Here is a 21,638-nt window from a genome sequence, read left to right on the forward strand (position 1 = left end):
TTTTATAGATTAGATAAGGAAAGATTTGACCTTATGCTAATTTGAGGGGGTTATTTATTTTGAAAATGCAATGGATGCTTATTTTAGGTTTGATATTTGCACTGATTACCGCGGTGTTTGCCGTAATTAACGTGAATCCAGTACAGGTAAATCTTTATTTCAATGTAGTACAAGTACCTTTAATTCTTTTGATTATTGGATGCGCTTTGTTAGGTGGTCTAATTGTAGGATTTTATGGTATCTATCGTCAGTACCGTTTACAGCGTGAGATCAAACAACTGAAAGCAGAGTTAGCTCAGGTTCCAGCTGCTACGACTCCTTTGACTACATCATCTGTAGACAATGATCCGCTTAAACCGATGTATACTGATAATGATACGACTGCAACTTCTTTTTCTAACCGTAAGTAATTCATGCTGAAAAGCTACATGTAATTACTTGCTGATCAAGATGAAAAACCACTTATCTTTTGTTGTCTGATTTCAGTCAACAGATAAGTGGTTTTTTTGTTGGTTATTTTTTGAATCCATGATGGATATCCTATTTGTCAAAACAGAATATGAATCTATATCTGTTCATCAATAGCATATTATTGTAGTCACTGGATATTGTTAAAATTGGATTTATTATAAAGGAGACCTTTTATTATGACGATAACGATCAATCAAGATTATACGATCTCTTTGCTTACAGAATTATTATCTACTGCTAGTCCTACAGGATTCACTCACGATATTATCAAGCGGATTGCAGAAGAAGCAGGCAAATTTGGTGTAACTATAGAATACAACCAAAAAGGCGGTCTGATTTTGACATTAGACGGTCAGGATGATTCCAAAACGATTGCTTTAAGCGCACATGTTGATACACTAGGTGCAATGGTACGTGCCATTAAGCCACAAGGAACGATCCGATTTACGATTCTAGGTGGATTCAGTATGAACAGTATTGAAAATGAATACTGCACGATTCATACACGTAGTGGCAAAACGTATACAGGGACTATTTTGTCTATTCAACCTTCTGTGCACGTATATGATGAAGCTCGCGGACTCAAACGTGAAGAAGAAAATATGGAAGTTCGAATCGATGAATTGGTAGATTCCAAAGAAGATGTCCAACAACTGGGTATAGAAGTTGGAGATTACATTTCATTTGATACACGTCCTGTCGTCACATCAAGCGGATATATCAAGTCTCGTCATTTGGATGATAAAGCAAGTGTGGCTGCATTGTTTGCACTTTTAGAATCACAATATACCCAGAAATGGAAACCACAGTATCGCACTCAATTTCTTATTTCCAATTATGAAGAAGTAGGACATGGTACAGCTTATATTCCTGAAGGGATTCATGAAATGATCGCTGTAGATATGGGTTGTATTGGAGATGATCTCAGCTGTAAAGAAACAGATGTGTCTATCTGTGCAAAAGATTCTTCCGGTCCTTATGATTATGAAATGACAGGCAAATTAATTGAATTGGCTCAAGCAGGTAATATTGCTTATGCAATCGATGTATATCCTCACTATGGTTCAGATGCTTCTGCTGCTCTACGTGCCGGTAATAATATTCGTGCAGCCTTAATCGGGCCTGGTGTACATGCTTCCCACTCTATGGAACGTACTCATACCGATGCTGTTATCAATACAGCCAAGTTGCTAGGTGCTTATATTACTGCTAAATAAACATATGGTGCATCCCTTGTGAATCAACAAAAAAACCTTCTTTCTTATCATTTCTGACGAGAAAGAAGGTTTTTTGATATATAGACTGCTGATATCCTACTAAGATGCTTGTACAATAACAGTCGTTGCAAATCGAATCTAATTTAGTTCTGACTTTGTGCTATCTTTTCAGCCAGTTCAGTTAGATACGTCCAGCGTTCCATAAGATGCTCTAGATGCTTCTCGGTTGCTGTCTGCTCAGCCATCAGCTCTTGCAGTCTTACAGAGTCACTGAACGCTTTCTCCATATCACTTGCAAGATCGACTAGCTTCTGCTCTGTTGCTGCAATATCATCATCAATTTTTTCATATTCCAATTGCTCTTTGTATGAGAATTTTAATTTATTCCGCCAAGCGTTTTTGTCTGGTGCAGGTGCTTTTTCTTTTACAGGTTCTACTGCTTTGGGTGCTACGACTGGTGCACTAGCTGCTTTAGCACTTTTGGCAAGATCAGCGATTCGCTCTTCATAATCACTGTAATTCCCTGCATGAATACTAACTTGACCTTCACCTTCAAAAGCAAAGATGCGATCACACGTACGATCTAAGAAGTAGCGATCATGTGAGACCGAGAACACAACGCCAGGGAACTCATCAAGATACTGTTCCAGAACGGTTAATGTAGTGATATCCAGATCATTGGTAGGCTCATCCAGTAACAATACGTTAGGTGCACCCATCAATACACGTAGCAAATACAGTCTACGCTTTTCGCCACCCGATAATTTGGAGATCGGTGTCCATTGTGCTGCTGGTGTAAATAAGAATCGCTCTAACATTTGTGAAGCAGAAATTTTGCTACCATCTGCGGTTTCGACTACTTCTGCTACATCTTTGATATATTCGATCACACGCATCGATTCATCCATTTCTTGATGTTCCTGCGTGAAATAGCCAAATTTAACAGTCTGACCTGTAACCACATTACCTTCACTAGGAACCAGACGACCGGATACTAGATTCAGTAATGTCGATTTACCACGTCCATTAGGTCCTACAATTCCGATACGATCTCCTGGAACCGCATGATACGTCAGATCGTGAATGAGTTCTTTACCACCCAGTGTTAAAGATACATGATCCAACTCTACAATTTGCTTACCAAGACGAGATGAAATGGCTGACATATCCATCGCTTCATCACGACGACCGGGTCCATCATTTTTCAATTGTTCAAAACGGTTAATACGTGCTTGTTGTTTGGTTGTACGTGCTTTGGCTCCACGTCTGATCCATGCTAATTCACGACGTAATAGATTTTGACGTTTGTCTTCTGATGCTGCTTCTCGTTCTTCACGCTCTGCTTTGAGTTCAAGAAAACGCGAATAGTTGGCTTCATAACGATACAGACTACCATGATCCAGTTCAATCATGACATTTGCAACACGATCTAGGAAGTAGCGATCATGGGTGATCATTAGTAAAGCGCCACGACGCTTTTGCAAAAATTGTTCTAACCATGTAATCGAATCATGATCAATATGGTTGGTAGGCTCATCTAAAATTAATAGATCAGAGGGTTGAATAAGTGCAGACGCTAGCGCTACCCGTTTACGTTGACCACCGGATAGTGTACCCATTAGAGCATCATAATGATGAATACCTAATTTGGACAAAATATTTTTGGCTTCACTTTCAAGTGACCATGCATCCAAACGTTCCAATTCTTGATTCAAATGAATCAATTGCTCTAATACAGCTTCGTCTTCGGGATGAGTCTCTAATTGTTCCAGTACATTCATATATGCACCGACAATTTGAAGTTCTTCTCCGCCACCATCAAATACCTGACGTAACACGGTTGCTTCTGGATCATAAGGTGGATTCTGTGCTAGATAACGAATACGCAATCCATTATTTAATGTCACACGTCCACTTTCTGTACTTTCCATCCCTGCAATTACTTTAAGAAAAGTCGATTTCCCTGTTCCATTGACTCCGACGATTCCGATTTTATCTTGATCTTCCATCCCAAATGAAGCATTTTCAAACAATACTTTTTCGCCGTAACTTTTGGAGATTGACTCCACTGTCATAATATTCATTGTGACTCACCTTCTTGGGAATTGTCCCGGTCTATTTGATCCTGATGATCTACCGAATGATTACATCCTTCTAAAAACAAACGTGCTACAAAATCTGTCCGTTCATGAAGTTGTTCTATCGGAAATTCAGGGTTGAATAAAATATCCATACGTATGCGATCCAGCATTCCAATATAGGATTCTGCACACCATACAGGCTGAGATACGCCACCTTCTGTGAGTACTTTCTCTACAGCTTGCATATAACGCAACATGAACTGCTTCATATAAGCCATAAGTTCAGGATCATTGTTGGGCGTACGGAAAAATAACTTGGTACGATGTTTGCGTTCAAAATAATACATCGAATGATGCTTAGCAATCACAAGTAAGCGTTCTGCCATCGTACTACAATTTTGCAAATTAGTATCTAAACCGCCGAGAAAATGTTCGCAATCTCGACGAGTAACTGCCATAAATAGTTCTTCTTTGCTTTTAAAATATAAATATACAGTGCCTTTCGCTATTCCCGCCTGGTGTGCGATATCTGAAATTTTGGTCTCATAAAATCCATTGGAACCAAAAAGATCGTAAGCAGCATCCAAAATCAATTCTAACTTTTCACCTGTGGTGCTGCTCATTAGCCCACTCTCCTATACCCATAAAAATATCAATGCTACCACTCCACCGATAATAGAGCTAAGCCCATTTACAATATCATTAGTCATCCATGACCAGCCACGTAAGTAGGATGTTGGACGATTACAGTGTACTTTGGTTTCTACGACTTTGCCGCAGACCTCGCATTGATACATGACTTGTACGGTTGCTCCTAAAAACGAATCGGCAAAACAACCGGCTAATCCGCCAATCAATCCAACAAGTGGCAATAGACCAATAGTAAGTATACCATCTTTAGCTCCAACACTGCTTGATTCTATAGATGCACCTGACCATAACGAAAATGCCCATGCGGCTAGACCGATCATCAATGCTCCTATTGCGGCTGCGACTGTACCACGAACCGATACCCCGCCTGAAGCTCCTGCTTCTAATACACGACCATTCAATACAGAGCGCGGAGGCTTGCGACTAAGGCTTCCCCATTCAGTCGCCCATGTATCTGCTGTAACAGTCGCCATCACGCCTACAAAAGCGTATATCCATGCTGGATGAGGTATCACAGCATGACCGAGGCACAGAATCATACCCAATCCACCGTTAGCAAATACTTGCCCTGCATCACGACGCGACGTTTTGGCATAATCTTGTTCTAATTTACGTTTGCGTTCGCCTTTCATTTTGGACAGCAGACTACCACTGATAAAAAATAAAATAAGCAAGCCAAACCATAATAGATTCCCTGCTCCATAATAAATGGTACCCATAACAGCTGCCGCATAGGCACCTGAACCGGATAACCACTGCTTTTTATACGCAAGCGCAGCGATTAATCCGGCGCATACTGCACCAATCAACCAATCTAACATTATTCAGCGATCCGGCACTTACCTACAGAAGCGCCTGCATAGATTAATTCAAATGTATCGCCAGTTGCTACAGGGCCTACACCTTCAGGCGTACCTGTAAAAATAATATCGCCGGCTGCAAGTCCATAATTGTCTCCGATATGCGCAATAATCGTTTCAAGGGAAAAGATCATATTGCGTGTGTATCCTAGCTGAACTTGTTGATCGTTTTTGAGCAAAGCAAAAGGTTGTTCAGCCCATGTAGCGGCATCCGGGAAAGGAACAAAAGCAGTCAATGGTGCAGAGTTTTTGAATCCTTTCGCTGCTGTCCATGGATGTCCTTTTTTCTTGAGTACACTTTGTACATCACGCAATGTAAAATCGATTCCAAGTGCTAATCCATCTACCATTTGTTCTACTGAAAGACCAGGTTCATAATTGCGTCCAATTCGAATTACTAACTCGGCTTCATAATGAATTTCACCTTTGTCTTTGGGTAATACCAATTCAGCCTGTTCTAGAGGTACAGCTGCATGAGAAGGTTTCATAAAAATCATCGGTTCAGTCGGTACTTCATTCCCTAATTCTTCAGCATGAAGACGATAATTACGACCTACACAATATACGTTTTGAATAGCAGTCATTGTACATTCTCCTCTGTGATCCATAATATATGATGAATACATGAGATTAATTAGCGATAGCATTTCCTTTGGTATCAAATGCAATACTACTGGATAGTGTTTGTAATCGTTTGAGTAATGCTTGTGCTTTGTCTGATGTCATAGGTACAGGTTGACCTAACTCTGCGGTATATGGAATCACCTGCATACTGCAATCACCGTTTACTGTACATTTGGCTTGAAATACACCGGTATCCCATGTCTTTTCTACCAGTGAACGAGTAAAAATAAAATTGCCTGTACTGTAAGCAATCCATTTTCCTTTGTAATGCTCTAGCCCTTGTAACACATGCGGATGACCGCCAATAACAAGATCAGCTCCTGCATCGACAAATGTATGTGCTAGATCACTTTGATGATCTGCAAGAGTATCTGAACGTTCGATGCCCCAGTGAGCGACGACAACGACAAGATCGGCTTTGCTTTTGGCTTCGCGAATAGCTGCCTGCGCAGCTGTTGCATCATAAGCTGTCGCTACACCTGCTTGATTCTTACCAGCATTCCAACTGGTTTCTGGAATGACTCGACTAAATCCCAAAAGAGCAATTTTAATTCCTTTACGATCAAAATAAACCGGTTGGTACGCACGAGCACTGTCTTTGCCAGCTCCTACATAAGCAATCCCACTTTGATCCAGTTGAGTAATCGTATCGGTTAATCCTGTAATGCCTTGATCCAAAATATGATTGTTTGCTAAATTTACTGCGTCAATACCTGCTTGCGCCATATGTGGAAGCGCTTGAGGCGATGATTTAAAAGCATATGTTTTGTCAGCGGCCGTTGTATTTGAATCAGTCACAGGCGTTTCTAGATTCACCACTGTTAGATCATCCGAAGTAAACGAACCTTTAACATATTGATATGGATAATCATATCCTGCTTTTGCTAACTTTTCACCGACTTTTCCTGAAAACATCACATCTCCGCCAAAATTAAGCGTCACCGTCTGACCGGATGGTGTCGTGTTAGTAGCAGGCTGAAGTGCTTTGTTGGACGAATCCGAAGATGGTTCAGAAGGTGCTGACGTATTGGTAGATGAATCCGGTGTTGTTGTCTGTTCTGGCGCTTTATCGGTTGCTGTAGATTCATTAGATGGTGTATCCGATGATTGCGAGTCCGTTTCTTCAGCATTTTGCTCCAAATCAGAAGGTTGTGCTTCTTGATCATCAGTTGACGTCTGATCTAGATGCTCTACATCCCCTTCTGTCGTAGAAAGTGAAGGATCATTCTCATTGTCGTTGTCATTTTCATGATCTGACAGCTCTGAAGAATCATTGTTTTCTATAGCAGGATCAGGTACATCTTGATCTGATCTGTTTGCCGGATCTAATGTATTATCTGTCTGAACACTCGAAGCTTGCTGTACTTCCTGTGGCTTGATATGAAGCCAGTAATAACCGCCAAGCGCAACAATAGACAGAACCAGCACAGTGTTAAACATAATCCAATAACGGATCCGTTTTTGACGCTGTTTTTTTGCTTGCTGACGCTGACGAGATTGTTGAGACCTTGTTGTGTACATAACGAACTCCTTTAAAGCATAAAATAGTTTACTATACCAAATGTCTTTTTGACTATATCGAATCATATAGACCATTTGTAGCATTTTACACTTTGTCTATTATAACAGGTTATAGTTGTTCGGCAAAAGCTGACGTCTCTATACAAAAAAACCTTCTGTTGTGTTTGATCTCTATGACACATCTATCCAAGTGTATAAAAGATACGACGGATAGATGTGTTCAAAAGACTTTGCACAACAGAAGGTTGCTTATACAGCTATATGGTTATTACGAATGACTATTAGAAAATGAAGTCACTCGTTCTGCTTCTTTTATCGCCATTTCTTTGGCTGTACGAATACAGTCAGGTAGTCCTACACCATCGTATCCTGCTCCAAGTGCTAATACGCCTGGATATTGTGCTGCTAATTGAGCACGTAGCATCGCAATATTATCCATATGCCCTACTGGATATTGAGGCATCGAATGATGAAGTCGTGTAATCTCGGTAAATAATGGCTGTGCATCAATACCCATTAATTCACGCATATCATGTAGCACTTTCGCTGTAATCTGTTCATCGGTTTCATCAACAACTTGCTCATCACCAGAACGTCCTACATAGAAACGCATCAGTACACGATCATCTGGACTGGTATGAAGCCATTTAGTGGATGTCCATGTACATGCTGTAATCGTGCGACCTTCTTTACGCGGTACAAGGAAGCCAGAACCATCATATTCTGTCTCAATATCTTTGCGATCAAATGCCATAACGACATTAGCTACAGATACATAATTGATCATCTCTAACGCTTTGGTATCTACCAATGGCTTCAACAATTTGGAAGCGGCAAATGTCTGTACAGTGACAATCACATGATCGGCAACAACTTCTTGTCCATCACTTAATAACACAATATACGTACCATCTGCTTGAGGCTGAATCGATTGTACACCTGTATTCAGACGTAGATCTGCTGTAGATAATGATTCACCAAGACGATTAATCAGACTTTGTAATCCATTGCGGAACGTTAGAAATGCACTTTTCTTCGTACCTGTGTGCGTTTCTACAGGCTTACTCCCTGTATTCATTCCTTTGATCAGGCTACCATATTCACGTTCCACGACACCAAATTGCGGAAAAGTGGCTTGTAGACTTAACTTGCGTGTATCTCCAGCATAGATGCCTGCTAGCAATGGTTCGGTTACATTTTCCAATACTTCTTTTCCCAGACGACGTTCGATAAAGTCACCTAACGATTCGTCTTTACCATCCATTTTGGCAGGTAATAGAAAATCATCCAATGCACGAATTTTACCATCCATCGACAATAGATCACTTTCCATAAATGATCTTAATTCTGTAGGAATACCAAGTACCAGACCGGAAGGCATTGGATGCAATTGACCATCATGCAAAATATATGTTTTCTTCGCCTCAGGATTGGTGGTAACTAATTCATCTTCCATTCCAAGTTCTGTTGCCAGATCTACCATCGCTGTTTTGCGAGCAAGAAAAGAATCCGGCCCGCGTTCGATTACAAAACCATCACGTTGTAAAGTGTTAACTTTTCCACCAATATGATCATCTTGATCTACAATCGTGATCTGTGCAGTAATTTCTGCTTCTTGCAAAAATTTGCGCATGTAGTAAGCGGCACTGAGTCCAGTCATCCCTGCGCCAATAACAACTACGCGGCGAGTAGATTGACTCATTACGCATACACCTCTTTATATTTACGAATGACTTCGTCTGCTAATACTTCCATATATAACGGATCGGTATTTAATGAATCAATACGCATAAGACGCATATCAATTTCAGTTGCTAATTCTTGTGCTTCAATATCCAGATCATACAATACTTCTAGATGATCAGATACGAATCCAATAGGAGCTACCAATACATATTTAACTTGTTCTTTAGCTAACTCTTGCATCGTGTCTAGTACATCTGGCCCTAACCAAGGCTCAGCAGTACGTCCAGCACTTTGCCATGTAAACTGCCATGAAGGTACATTAGCACGTTCAGCAATCGCTTTGGAAGTCTCCATCAATTGATCACGGTAAGGATCACCCATAGTCAAAATACGTTCAGGTAGACTATGTGCACTAAACAATACACGTACTTGCTCACGCGTCGCACCTGTTTCTTCAAACAGCTCTAATTTAGCGTTAACACGATTCGATAAAGTTTCGATTAATTTAGGATGCAAATGATAACTTTCGATAAATGAGATCGGCAAGTTATGTTTTTCTGCTGTTTCTTTCGCACGTTTGATATAGCTTGCTACACTCATTGTAGAGTAATGAGGAGCGAGTACTATACCGACTGCTTCTGTAATCCCATCGGCTGCCATTTGTTCCACACCATCTTCAATAAATGGAAAAGCATGTTTTAACCCCTGGTAACATACAAATTCCAATTGGCTGTCTTTGGTATGTTCATTGAGCATATTTTGCATACCTTGAACTTGATTATCTGTATTTTCACGTAACGGAAAAACACCGCCGACAATCGCTTCATAACGATCTTTTAACTCTTTTAATTGTTCAGGAGCAGGTGGATTCCCGCGACGGATATGTGTGTAATAAGCTTCTACATCATCCAAGCTTGCTGGCGTACCATAAGACATAACCAAAACACCAATTTTTTTACTCATGATTCATTCTCTCCTTCAAATCGTATCGTTATTCTAGATTACCTATACATCCATTATTTCGAAGTGATGCGCTGACGAAGCACTTCTGCTGAATACTCATGGACATAATCTGTTAATTCTTTTAACTTATCAATCGAAGCTTCCGGGAATAGACCATGACCCAAGTTGAAAATGTAACCTGGATCTTGTAAGCCTTCATCAATAATCAATTTGGCTTGTTCATGGATCAGTGAAGAAGGCCCGGTGAGCAAATAAGGATCAAGATTACCTTGTACCGCGTATTTGTAATCTAACCGTTTGCGTGCTTCAGCAAGTGATACACGCCAATCAATACCGATCACATCTACAGGCAATTGACGAAGTTCCGGCAACAATTCTCCTGAACTCACTCCCGGGAAATAAATCTTCGGCACATCCAAATCTTGAAGCTGATCAAAAATATATTGAATCGTTGGCAATACATACGTTTTGAAATCTCGTGGTGACAATGCTCCTACCCAGCTATCAAATAACTGGAATGCTTTGCCGCCATATTGTACATGGGCACGCAAATAGGTTGCTACCATATCTCCTAGCTTACGCATCAAGGCATGCCATAATTCCGGTTCACTATACATCATCGTTTTGGTACGAATATAGTTTTTGGAAGGTCTACCTTCGATCAAGTAGCTGGCAATGGTAAATGGTGCTCCTGCAAATGTAACCAACGGAACTTCTAATTCTTTATCCAAAATCTGAATCGTTTCTAAAATATGAGACAAATCTTGCTCTACTTGAATAGGACGTAACCGCTCGATATCAGCAGCACTACGAATCGGATTCGCTATAACCGGGCCAATATTTTTGACAATATCAAAATCGATACCGATCGATGCTACAGGGTTCATAATATCTGAATATAAAATGGCTGCATCTACACCTAACTTGCGTACAGGCATCATCGTCACTTCTGCTGCAAGTTCTGGTTGCAAGCAAATTTCAAGTAAACTGTAATTTTCTTTAATTTTGCGATAATCGGGATCATAACGTCCTGCTTGTCTCATATACCAGACAGGCAAACGATCTACGTCTTGTTTTCGACATGCGCGTATAAAGGAATCATTATATGTCATCTTTTTTCCTCCGCTGCTTAATAAAAATCTTTCTCCTATAGTGCATCGCACGATAAGATCTATATCTGCCGTTTCAATCTATAATGATTTTGGCATAATAAACTATGGTTCCTGTCTACAATCTCACTTATTAATTATGCCCTTTTTTAAGTGGTGGAACAACTCCCCAACCATGAACATCCCATGACAATCCGATGAATAGAGCACTTGGCACCATAAGCGCGACATCTTCTACTCCAATAAAAAATGATTTTTGCATAGCAAAATATCTTACATAAAGCGCTTGGCACCATAAGCGCTACATCCCCTACTCCAATAAAAAGTGATTTTTGCATAGCAAAATATCTTACATTCAGCACTTGGCATCATAAGTGCTACATCCCCTACTCCAATAAAAAATGATTTTTGCTCAGCAAAATATCTTACATACAGCGCTTGGCACCATAAGCGCTACATCCCCTACTCCAATAAAAAGTGATTTTTGCATAGCAAAATATCTTACATTCAGCACTTGGCATCATAAGTGCTACATCCCCTACTCCAATAAAAAATGATTTTTGCTCAGCAAAATATCTTACATACAGCGCTTGGCACCATAAGCGCTACATCTCCTACTCCAATAAAAAGTGATTTTTGCATAGCAAAATATCTTACATTCAGCACTTGGCATTATAAACACTACATCTTCTACCTCATCAAAAATGATTTTACATAGCAAAATTTCTTCCTTTTCACCCCTAAAAAGTGTCTTCAATTATGGTATACTATATGAATGGACTTTTTTAAGGAAGTGAAACATGATGCAAGCATGGAAAGTAAATCTGATCGTGTTATGGTTTGGTCAATTTCTGGTTAATGCAGGAACCACAATGATCATTCCTTTTATAGCGCTCTATTTATCACAAGATATCGGCGTGCAAGGTGAACACCGGGTAGCAATCTGGTCCGGGGTTATTTTTGCTGCCAACTTTGTGACTTCATTTTTGTTCCAACCGTTGTGGGGCAAATTATCAGATCAGTATGGACGCAAAGTAATGCTACTTCGCTCTGGATTCGGGATGGCGATTGTATTTACAGCGATGGGCTTTGCAACTCAGCCGTGGCATCTACTTGTACTGCGATTATTGAACGGAACGATATCTGGCTTTAATCCAGCTTCGATATCTTTGATCTCCAGCAGTACACCCAAAGAAAAAATGGGCTTTGCAATGGGAATCAGCCAATCGGGAACAGTTGCCGGTAGTATACTAGGCCCGTTAATCGGTGGAATTATGGCAGATACAGTTGGATTCCGCTCGATTTTCTATATTACAGGAACATGTATTTTTATGGCGACATTGTTAGCTCTATTCCTTGTACGGGAGAAATTCGATCGTCTAGCTGCATCTAAAATGCCTAAAGTATCGGTGCTATCAGGATTCCGCGAACTTAGCTTAACCCCGCAATTGCCTGCATTATTTACAGTGACTTTACTGCTACAATTTGCGATGATCAGTCCGATGACACTAATGCCTTTGTATGTACAGAAATTGCATGGGACAGCCGAAAATGTAGCTTTCTGGGCAGGGCTGGTAAGTGCAGTCACAGGATTATCCAATATGTTAATGGCTCCGATTCTAGGCAAAGTTAGTGATAAGTACGGAGCTCATCGGGTACTCACATTTTCATTAATAGGAGCAGGATTAATGCTAATCCCGCAAGCTTTTGTTCAAAGTGTAGAGCAATTGATTATTGTGCGCTTTATGATGGGGATCTGTATGGGTGGTCTACTGCCTAGCGTCAACTCATTAATTCGTTATTACACACCGGATGGTATGGAAAGTCGAGCTTTTGGATTTAACAGTAGTACAACAGCGCTTGGTAATATGACAGGAGCAGTTATGGGCGGTGTGTTGGCAGGCTTTATCGGTATTGAAGGGCTCTTTATTATGGCAGGGGTCTTATTATTGCTTAATATGGTATGGGTACGCACCAAATTGTACGTTAAACCTGGTGCACTAAAACACAATCCATCTAGCGCTATAGAGTCTAAGCAAAGTCAGTATACTAAAAAGTGATGTTGTGTTCATGATCTGAACGATTTAATTATGATTCGATATGACACACAAAGAACCATCCGATCTCTTCTATAAGATAACCAGAAGAAATCAGATGGTTCTTTTATCAAAGTAGTTCTATATCCGTTGATCTATTTGACCATTGCTAATGCTAATCCATCGTAAGCAGGTAACAGCGTTCCAGTAAGTCTAGGATCAGTCACCATACGACGGTTGAACTCACGTACTGCTTGTACAGCAGGTCCATTTTTGTCTGGGTTCAGTGTACGTCCACGCAATAACAGATTATCACCGGCAATAATCGCTCCCGGGCGAGCCAATGTAATCGCATATTCCAAATAGTTCAAATAATTCCCTTTGTCTGCGTCGATAAAAAAGAAGTCAAACTGTCTTCCTTCTTGCTTCAATTGCTCCAGACTATGGATCGCTTCGCCAATTCGATATTCAACTTGATCTCCCAAACCGGCAAGTGTCATATGTTGTCTGGCAAGTTCTGCATAATCTGCTTGTAATTCTAATGAAGTAATGTGACCTGTAGATGTTAATCCTCTACCAAGACAGACACCGCTGTAGCCACCAAGCGCTCCGATCTCAAGCACTTGTTCTGCACGTGCTAACTGTACGAGCATCGTTAATAGTCGACCATATCCAGGTGCTACGGACACTTCTGGCATTCCTTTTTCACGAATCGTTTGTTTGATTTGAATTAATAATGGATCTTCTTGAAGCAATTCATCCATATATTGTTCAGCATCTGGCAATGATTGTTCTGTCATTATCTTGATTTCTCCTTTGGATATTATGATCACTGGTTATCATTTTATAGTCTGTTGATCATTTTTGTTTGGTTTTACATGGCGTTAACCTGTTACAATAGAAATTAAAATCAATATGTGCGGAGTACCTTATCCTATACAATCACGTATATAAGCGCAATATGCTTTTTAAAATAGCGATATGCCCTCAAATGATGCCTATTTATTTTATTTATATTGGCATAGAAACGTTTGTAAGTATAGCCTCATTCACCTATACTAGATTGTATGGTTTTCGGAACTACCCTACAAGTTTAAATGGAGTTGACATTGTAAAATGAAAGAATTGAAATTAATAGCGACTTGTCCGATGGGACTTGAAGCTGTAGTCGCAAGAGAATTAAAATTACTCGGTTATCATGATACTCAAACTGAAAATGGACGTGTTACTTTCAGTGGTGACTTTGCTGATATTTGCCGTTGTAATTACTGGTTGCGTACTGCTGATCGTGTATTGATCAAAATGGGCGAGTTCAAAGCTACCACTTTTGATGAATTATTTGAAGGCACCAAAGCTTTACCATGGGATCAATTTATCCCTGCTGATGGTGAATTCCCTGTATCCGGTCGTTCGCAAAAATCTCAACTAAGCAGTGTTCCTGCAAGTCAGGGTATTGTGAAAAAAGCGGTTGTTGAAAAGCTCAAATTAACGTATAACACCGAATGGTTCCCTGAAGATGGTGCATTATACAAATTAGATGTCTCTTTATATGATGATATCGCTTTGCTGACTTTGGATACAACAGGTCCTTCTCTTCACAAACGGGGCTATCGCAAACATGCAACAGAAGCACCGCTTAAAGAAACATTAGCCGCTGCGTTAGTGTTACTTAGTCGCTGGGGTCCTCACCGTCCGTTATATGATCCATTCTGTGGTTCAGGTACATTATTGATTGAAGCTGCGATGATCGGTTGGAATATTGCTCCTGGACTTCGTCGTTCATTCCCTTCTGAAGGTTGGTCGATTATTCCTGATGAGCTGTGGGAACAAGCACGTGACGAAGCTTATGATGCTGTCAAAGACGATGTACCTTTACAATTAGTCGGTAGTGATATTGATCCAGAAGCGATCGAAATTGCTCAAGCTTGTGCAAAAAGTGCAGGGCTTGGTAACGAGATCGAATTTAAAGTTATGCCTGTATCTCGCGTTCAACCACAAGGTAAATTCGGTTGTATTATCACCAACCCTCCTTATGGTGAGCGTCTAAGTGAAGTAAAAGAAGTCGAAAAAATGATTCGTGATCTAGGACGTGCCACGATTTATTTACCTGATTGGTCTGTATTTGCAATCAGTCCGACCCGTCAATTCGAACAATATTTCGGTCGTAAAGCAGACAAACGTCGCAAACTATACAATGGACGGATTGAATGTCAATTCCTTCAATATCTTGGACCTTTGCCTCCTCGTCAACCCAAAGTAGAAGCATAACCAACGTGTTATACAAATCAGATTCGTTTGATTTATTTTTCAACCGTAAGGAGGTCTGGCTTTGCCATACTTAACTTCTCGTTCAGAGCGTGGCAGTTGGCTTGATCGCCTGAAGTGGCTGGTGTCGTTTAGTCGAATAGATTATATAATTTTTATTATCCTAATGCTGACCAAATTAGTCATTTTGCATAGTCATTTGCATCTGCAAAATATTGATATGAATCCACTTGATGTGGTTACGGCTGTGGGTTCTATTATGCTTGCCTCTTTTTGGACGATCTTTTTGCCGTATCGTGGACGGATTATTGCTTTGATTGTATTAGATGTATTGTTAACTTTTTTAATTTTTTCAGATCTGGTTTATTTCCGTTATTTTCAAGATTTCATCACGATTCCTGTATTGTTGCAAGCAGGTCAAGTCGACTCGCTTGGAGATAGTATCTGGGAATTGATCTATGTAGAAGATATATGGATGTTTGCAGATTGGATTGCGTTGTTACTTGTTGGGTTATTTTTGCTGGTACGTCGTATACGTAGACGCACTCCGCGATATTATTCATCAAATCGCCAGCATTCCTCTATGTATAATGATCGTTTGTCCAAGCGCTTTTCCAAACGGTTTGTCCAAGGAATGATTGTATTTGTGCTTGGTCTGGTATTGACAGTAGGGCCGATCAAATTTGCTACATCTACATGGGCAACAGGACTATTTGTAGGGAACTGGTGGAATATGTCTCTTTACAATGTAACCGGTCTACTTGCTTTTCATGGATATGATGCTTATCGATATGCTGATGATCATTTTGGACCTCAAGATCAATTGTCGACAGACAAAACAGATGAAGTTAAACAATGGTTCGATGCCAAACAAGCCACTAGATCCAAAGCAGGTGATGATGATCTATTTGGTGCTTATAAAGGTAAAAATGTGATTGTAGTTCAAGGTGAAGCCTTTATGAATTTTGTGATTGGCAAAAGCTACAATGGACAAGAAATCACACCGAATATTAATCGCTTGATGAAAAAAAGTATGTATTTTAACCAGTATTATCATCAGACCGGTCAAGGTCGTACATCCGATGCTGATATGGCTTCTAATGCTTCTCTTCATCCGCTACCGACAGGTTCGGTATTTATCCGTTATCCTGATCATGAATTTGATACGTTACCCAAAATACTCAAAAGCAAAGATTACAGTACGAATGTATTCCATGCTTATGAAAGTAGCTTCTGGAATCGGTCAATCATGTATCAAAATATGGGCTACGATACTTTTTACAGCAAGCCTGATTTTACGATCGATGAACCACTTGGCTGGTCTCTTGGCGACAAATCCTTTTTCCGTCAATCGCTTGATAAAATGACAGAGTTGAAACAACCGTTTTACTCTTTTTTGATCACTTTATCCAGCCATCATCCATTTAGCTTGCCTGCTTCTGTCCAAGAGTTAGATATGGGCGATCTAAGCGGAACGACATTCGGTGATTATATTCAATCACTTCATTATGTTGATGCCGCATTAGGTGAAATGGAACAAGAAATGAAAGACAATGGATTATGGGATAAAACGATTCTTATGTTCTATGGAGATCATGACAATTCATTAAAAGAAAAAGAACCGATGGAAGAATTTCTAGGTCGTTCTTTATCGGATCTGGATATGGAACAATTGATGAATCAAGTGCCAATGCTTGTTCATTTGCCGGATGATCGTCATGCAGGTACTTATAATGAACCTGCCGGGCAGTTAGATATGACGCCTTCGATCTTGCATTTACTCGGTATTCAAGCGAGCTCTTATTATCTGATGGGTAACGATATGTTCAATCAGAAAGAAGATAAACTTGTCGTCTTACGTACCGGTGCATTTACCGATGGCAAAGTATTTTATATTCCTTCAGCAGATGGCATATTTGAAAATGGTACTGCTTATGATATGAAAACACGTGAAGTGACCGATGTGGAGCAAGCTCGTTCAAGTTATGATGAAGCACAGAAACGACTCAATATATCGGATGAACTCATCACGTACGATCTGATTCGTCAATTTCATGAAGCTAAATCTTCAACATCTAAATAATTTGTTGTGAGTGTATAGTCTATTCGCTCGTAGATTCACAACAGATAGATAGTTCAACAAAAAAAGCCTTTGTCGATCTACACATTATCGTGTGATTGACAAAGGCTTTTCTATTTTTATTCCTAATGATTATGCTTGCACAGATGGTTTTTTAATGAATTTAGATGCTTTTTCTAGAACTTCATCTTCTGTAGGTGCACTGACATAGCGACCGTTAATATAGACAAAAGCACGCTTGCCACAAGGCCCACAGTACGATTTACATCCTATTTTAATTTCAGCATCAGGAGCCATTTTTTCCAACTTTGGAATCATCGTTTTCAAGCGAACATGATTGCATTTATCACATACGCGAATATCGTTAGCCATTATACTTTCCCTTCTATAGCGGTCTTAGTGATCGCCATGATTGCCTTTGGAAGGGTTAGTAATAACGAAGCCTTCTTCTGGCAAATATAAATAATCAATCTTGATTCCATCTAACCAGGATTCATTTGGATCTACAGCTACATCAATTTCTTTATCTGTGCTTACTAATTCTTCTGCACCTTCTGGTTGACCTAAATCCATACCATAATGAACATGATCACCATGAGAATTCGTAATAAATACGCGCAATTTTAGACCTTCATTTTCGGGTTTATCCAATTCAGCTTGAATCACTTTCGCTGCATTACGTGTAATTTTGACTTTCATAAGATCAGCTCCTCTTCATCGACTAGCCTGCTATATGCAGGAACCATATTTGGAATATCCGACCATTATATTCTTTTTTGAAAAAGAAATGAACCCAATACTACTTTTTGGGTTTCCTTTACTTCAACATTCATGATCGGTTCAGATACTTATTCCGTAACTTTAACCTATACTATTGTATAGCTCTACTGCGCAATACGCAAGACTAAGAGCGCTTAGAACTGCAAGCGCTCTTTATTTTATTCTACTATAAAAATAGACTTGGAACAGTGAACTATGATGCTATTCACAATTTGAATACTTTACTTAGCGAAGTTTCTTGTGTTCATAGACCATTGCTGTTTTTCGTTCTGCCCGGGTTACGAACCAGTTCATCATTAATAAAGTTACTCCAATATCATCTATAGGCATAAACGGCATTACATCAGGCAACACCCAATACGTTAACACAGGTATAAGAAACAATAATTTTTCTCCTAGAGGTAATTCCCGGGAGGTTAACAAGCTTGGCAGTCTTTTAAATACATGCGCCCATTGTTGTAACGAAAAAAATCGATTCCATTTCACAATCCATCTCTCCCTTTTCTATAACAAACCAATATCTACCGACACTTTTAGCGTCTTGCTCTAGTATTACGGTAAACTAATCAAAAAGTTTCAATTTTCTATAAGAACCTGTTCTAAAATTGCCAATATCTATAGCCCTCCTCACAAAAAAGGCTTTCTTCGTTATAGTACTCGAAGAAAGCCTTAGTCTATTTTATGATCTTGCATCTACAAACCTATTCTCTCTATCTGTGCTACTTATTACGTTGATTGTGAGACGAGTTTTCCTTTGACAATAAGACGGTATTGACTGGAGTGATCAGGGTAGCAAGTAATCAGCGTCACAATCGATTGGCCAGATTCAGGTTGTAGTACTTCGACTTGATCCGGTTCTACAATCTGAATATCGTAGACCTGATAAGCATACTTACCTGTGGATGTCTGTAACTGAAAAGCATCATGCTTATTCAATTCATGCAGACGATTAAAAAACTTGCCATATCGACTGGAACGGTGACCTGCAATAGAATAATTGCTATTAATCTGCCCTGCTTCGCCACCACCACGAATATGCCCTAGAGCAGATTGTAATTGTTCTGGATCAGCGCCTTCTACAATAGCTGCTTCCAGATTCAACTTAGGAACAGTAAGGATTCCCTGTACACGAAGACCATTTACATTTTGACTGATCGTAGATGTTTGCTTATTGTTATTACTTTTGCTTGCCACAGATTGTATCTTAGCTTCTACTTCTCTACCTTGATCCAATCCTGTAGCAAACGTCTGCTTGAGTGAAGCTTGTACTTGATTCGTATGCCAGTTGGAATACAGTGTATAGCCAATCGTCGCTATACCTAGCAATAATAATAACGTTCCACATCTAGCTACAAATTGGGACATTCCTGCTCACCGTCCTTGACGACCAAAGCGTAAAGAACGACGACGAACGATCCATCCGAGTATCACCATCAAGCTACCTAGGGTGTAAAGTACTGTCGAGTCTGCCCATTCTCCTGTTTTTGGCAAAACAGACAAAGACGGTGTAGACATATTGGTTGTAGCATCTGCGTTGTTAGAATTTACAGTAGCCGCAGTGACGACTCCACGCTCTGGCTGTGAAGAGCGATCTGTAGATAAAGATACCAATTGTGGTACATCGGCAGAAGCTGTAATTACACGATTCGGTTGATTTGTATTGATATTATCGGATGGTAAAGCTATTGCTTCCATATCGTCGATCATTACTGGACTAGGATCAGTAGTAGACGTTGTTGTTACAGTAGATGATCCAGTGTTAGTAGGAACAGGGTTAGATGGTGCACTATCACTAGATACATCTACAGGTACACGACTACCATTACTTGCAGATGAAATGCCATTATTTGTACTAGCTGTGCCGCTATTATTGCCAGTGTTTCCATTAGAGTTGTCACTGGTACTGCCTGTATTGTTGTTAGGATTGGAGCCATTATTACTATTTCCACTTGTTGTATCATTATCGTTGCTATTATTATTGCTGTTATTATTACCATTTCCGTTATTCCCATTATTTCCTGTATTACCTTCTGTTCCATTACCGTTATTGTTATCTGGTTGTTGTGGAACCGTCGGTGTATTGTTGTCTGGAGTTGTCGTATCTGGATCGTCTGTATTTAGTGTTGGTGTAAATGTTACATTTTCCAATACAGCTACATCGATACCAGGCAATACATTATCCAGTAACCCTACTGAAATAAGAGAAGAACGGTCTGTTTGACCTTCTGCATTTTGATGACTGTTATTTTCCAAAATAGAAAGGTCTATCGCATCTACAATCAGATCAGTTGTCGCTACTTGCACAACAGCTTGTTGGTTAGTATCTGTGTTGTCGGTAGATGAATTATTGTTATCTAATACGCCTACATGTAAGTCATCGCCGACTACAGTGTCCGTTCCACTTACTTCGACCACAGCTTCATGGTTGGTATCTGTAGTGTCAGTAGATGAATTAGTGTTGTCTAACACTCCGACATGTAGGTCGTCTCCTACCACAGTGTCAGTTCCACTTACTTCGACCACAGCTTCATGGTTGCTATCTGTAGTGTCAGTAGATGAATTAGTGTTGTCTAACACTCCGACATGTAAGTCGTCGCCCACTACGGTGTCCGTTCCACTCACTTCCACTAAAGCTTCGTGATTGCTATCCGTAGTGTCTGTAGACGAATCGTTGTTATCTAATACGCCTACGTGTAAGTCGTCTCCGACTACAGTGTCAGTTCCACTCACTTCCACTAAAGCTTCGTGATTGCTATCCGTAGTGTCTGTAGACGAATCGTTGTTATCTAATACGCCTACGTGTAAGTCATCGCCGACAATAGTATCCGTTCCGCTTACTTCGACTACTGCGTCATGGTCATTGGTACTGTTGTTAATGGATTGGTTGTGTTGATCCAATACACCAACATGCAAGTCGTCTGCTACGATACTATCTGTTCCTGTCACATCCAGTACAGCTTGATGATCTTGTTGATCAGTTGCTGTAGTTGTATGATCTTCTGGCAAAATATCAACGTCTAGTTCATCACCCAATATAGTATCTTCTGTCTGGATACTAATCACTGCATTCGATTCAGCAGTGTCTGTTGAAGATGACGTATTTTTATTTTGCAAAATACCAACCTGAACAGTACTTGAAGAAGATTCATCGTGCTGAAGATCAACATGTACTAATGCATCACTTGTTGAATCTGCTGATACTGTTCCTTGTGACCATCCCAATACCGCCGCTAGACAACCTGTCGCTACCATTGTTTTCATTGACCATTTCATTGTTAATCGCTCCCTTTAATT

At 40.0% G+C, this 21,638-nt stretch carries 20 protein-coding genes; 5 read left to right on the plus strand and 15 right to left on the minus strand.

What is annotated here, in order from left to right:
• Positions 1–59: 59 nt before the first annotated feature.
• Together PQ460_RS16055 and PQ460_RS16060 are read left to right on the plus strand one after the other, a co-directional pair.
• Positions 60–410, plus strand: a complete 351-nt coding sequence (locus PQ460_RS16055; protein WP_273615597.1) for a LapA family protein — start codon at positions 60–62, stop codon at positions 408–410.
• Between the two features lie 237 nt (positions 411–647).
• On the plus strand, positions 648–1,688 hold the full coding sequence (locus PQ460_RS16060) for a M42 family metallopeptidase (protein WP_274170434.1): 1,041 nt from the start codon (positions 648–650) through the stop codon (positions 1,686–1,688).
• 143 nt (positions 1,689–1,831) lie between these two features.
• Here the strand turns inward: PQ460_RS16060 and PQ460_RS16065 are convergent, their stop codons facing one another.
• The 9 genes from PQ460_RS16065 to PQ460_RS16105 all read right to left on the minus strand — a co-directional run bounded on the left by PQ460_RS16065 (position 1,832) and on the right by PQ460_RS16105 (position 11,445).
• Positions 1,832–3,772 carry an ABC-F family ATP-binding cassette domain-containing protein gene (locus tag PQ460_RS16065; RefSeq protein WP_274170435.1) on the minus strand — a complete coding sequence of 647 codons (1,941 nt, stop codon included), beginning with the start codon at positions 3,770–3,772 and terminating at the stop codon, positions 1,832–1,834.
• Entirely contained in the window at positions 3,769–4,392 is a 624-nt protein-coding gene (locus PQ460_RS16070; protein WP_274170436.1) for a TetR/AcrR family transcriptional regulator, read from the minus strand. The genes PQ460_RS16065 and PQ460_RS16070 overlap by 4 nt, the downstream gene beginning before the upstream one ends.
• A gap of 12 nt (positions 4,393–4,404) precedes the next feature.
• Positions 4,405–5,241, minus strand: coding sequence for a DUF92 domain-containing protein (locus tag PQ460_RS16075; protein WP_274170437.1), 837 nt, complete (start codon positions 5,239–5,241; stop codon positions 4,405–4,407).
• Positions 5,241–5,864, minus strand: a complete 624-nt coding sequence (locus tag PQ460_RS16080) for a fumarylacetoacetate hydrolase family protein (RefSeq protein ID WP_274170438.1) — start codon at positions 5,862–5,864, stop codon at positions 5,241–5,243. The genes PQ460_RS16075 and PQ460_RS16080 overlap by 1 nt, the downstream gene beginning before the upstream one ends.
• A 46-nt stretch (positions 5,865–5,910) precedes the next feature.
• Positions 5,911–7,425: a CapA family protein gene (locus PQ460_RS16085; RefSeq protein WP_274170439.1), complete on the minus strand. Its 1,515-nt coding sequence runs from the start codon at positions 7,423–7,425 to the stop codon at positions 5,911–5,913.
• Positions 7,426–7,693: 268 nt separating this feature from the next.
• Complete coding sequence (gene hemY, locus PQ460_RS16090) at positions 7,694–9,127, minus strand: protoporphyrinogen oxidase (protein WP_274170440.1); 1,434 nt, start codon at positions 9,125–9,127, stop codon at positions 7,694–7,696.
• Positions 9,127–10,074, minus strand: coding sequence for a ferrochelatase (hemH, locus tag PQ460_RS16095; protein WP_274170441.1), 948 nt, complete (start codon positions 10,072–10,074; stop codon positions 9,127–9,129). The genes hemY and hemH overlap by 1 nt, the downstream gene beginning before the upstream one ends.
• 53 nt (positions 10,075–10,127) lie before the next feature.
• Complete coding sequence (hemE, locus tag PQ460_RS16100) at positions 10,128–11,186, minus strand: uroporphyrinogen decarboxylase (RefSeq protein ID WP_274170442.1); 1,059 nt, start codon at positions 11,184–11,186, stop codon at positions 10,128–10,130.
• A gap of 130 nt (positions 11,187–11,316) precedes the next feature.
• A complete protein-coding gene (locus PQ460_RS16105) occupies positions 11,317–11,445 on the minus strand; it encodes a hypothetical protein (protein ID WP_274170443.1) in 129 nt (42 codons plus the stop codon).
• A 541-nt stretch (positions 11,446–11,986) separates the two neighbouring features.
• On the opposite strand from PQ460_RS16105, the gene PQ460_RS16110 reads away from it, so the two are divergent.
• Positions 11,987–13,243 carry an MFS transporter gene (locus PQ460_RS16110; protein WP_274172947.1) on the plus strand — a complete coding sequence of 419 codons (1,257 nt, stop codon included), beginning with the start codon at positions 11,987–11,989 and terminating at the stop codon, positions 13,241–13,243.
• A 131-nt stretch (positions 13,244–13,374) separates the two neighbouring features.
• Here PQ460_RS16110 and PQ460_RS16115 read toward each other — a convergent pair whose 3' ends face one another.
• Positions 13,375–14,019 carry an O-methyltransferase gene (locus PQ460_RS16115; protein ID WP_274170444.1) on the minus strand — a complete coding sequence of 215 codons (645 nt, stop codon included), beginning with the start codon at positions 14,017–14,019 and terminating at the stop codon, positions 13,375–13,377.
• Between the two features lie 316 nt (positions 14,020–14,335).
• Between PQ460_RS16115 and PQ460_RS16120 the strand changes: the two genes are divergently transcribed.
• Complete coding sequence (locus PQ460_RS16120; RefSeq protein ID WP_204824767.1) at positions 14,336–15,487, plus strand: THUMP domain-containing class I SAM-dependent RNA methyltransferase; 1,152 nt, start codon at positions 14,336–14,338, stop codon at positions 15,485–15,487.
• A gap of 61 nt (positions 15,488–15,548) precedes the next feature.
• Positions 15,549–17,567 carry an LTA synthase family protein gene (locus PQ460_RS16125; protein WP_443147165.1) on the plus strand — a complete coding sequence of 673 codons (2,019 nt, stop codon included), beginning with the start codon at positions 15,549–15,551 and terminating at the stop codon, positions 17,565–17,567.
• Positions 17,568–17,696: 129 nt separating this feature from the next.
• Here the strand turns inward: PQ460_RS16125 and PQ460_RS16130 are convergent, their stop codons facing one another.
• The 5 genes from PQ460_RS16130 to PQ460_RS16150 form a co-directional block, all read right to left on the minus strand.
• Positions 17,697–17,936, minus strand: coding sequence for a YuzB family protein (locus tag PQ460_RS16130; protein WP_204824768.1), 240 nt, complete (start codon positions 17,934–17,936; stop codon positions 17,697–17,699).
• 24 nt (positions 17,937–17,960) lie between these two features.
• Complete coding sequence (locus PQ460_RS16135) at positions 17,961–18,263, minus strand: heme biosynthesis protein HemY (protein WP_069327047.1); 303 nt, start codon at positions 18,261–18,263, stop codon at positions 17,961–17,963.
• A 306-nt stretch (positions 18,264–18,569) separates the two neighbouring features.
• Positions 18,570–18,830, minus strand: a complete 261-nt coding sequence (locus PQ460_RS16140; protein WP_273615585.1) for a hypothetical protein — start codon at positions 18,828–18,830, stop codon at positions 18,570–18,572.
• A gap of 240 nt (positions 18,831–19,070) precedes the next feature.
• The gene (locus tag PQ460_RS16145; RefSeq protein ID WP_274170445.1) at positions 19,071–19,709 is read right to left on the minus strand and encodes a class D sortase; all 639 of its coding nucleotides are present in this window, start codon (positions 19,707–19,709) and stop codon (positions 19,071–19,073) included.
• Positions 19,710–19,715: 6 nt separating this feature from the next.
• The gene (locus tag PQ460_RS16150) at positions 19,716–21,617 is read right to left on the minus strand and encodes a hypothetical protein (RefSeq protein WP_274170446.1); all 1,902 of its coding nucleotides are present in this window, start codon (positions 21,615–21,617) and stop codon (positions 19,716–19,718) included.
• Between the last annotated feature and the right edge of the window lie 21 nt (positions 21,618–21,638).

The organism is Paenibacillus sp. KACC 21273 (assembly GCF_028736095.1).
GTDB lineage: Bacteria > Bacillota > Bacilli > Paenibacillales > Paenibacillaceae > Saccharibacillus > Saccharibacillus kyungheensis.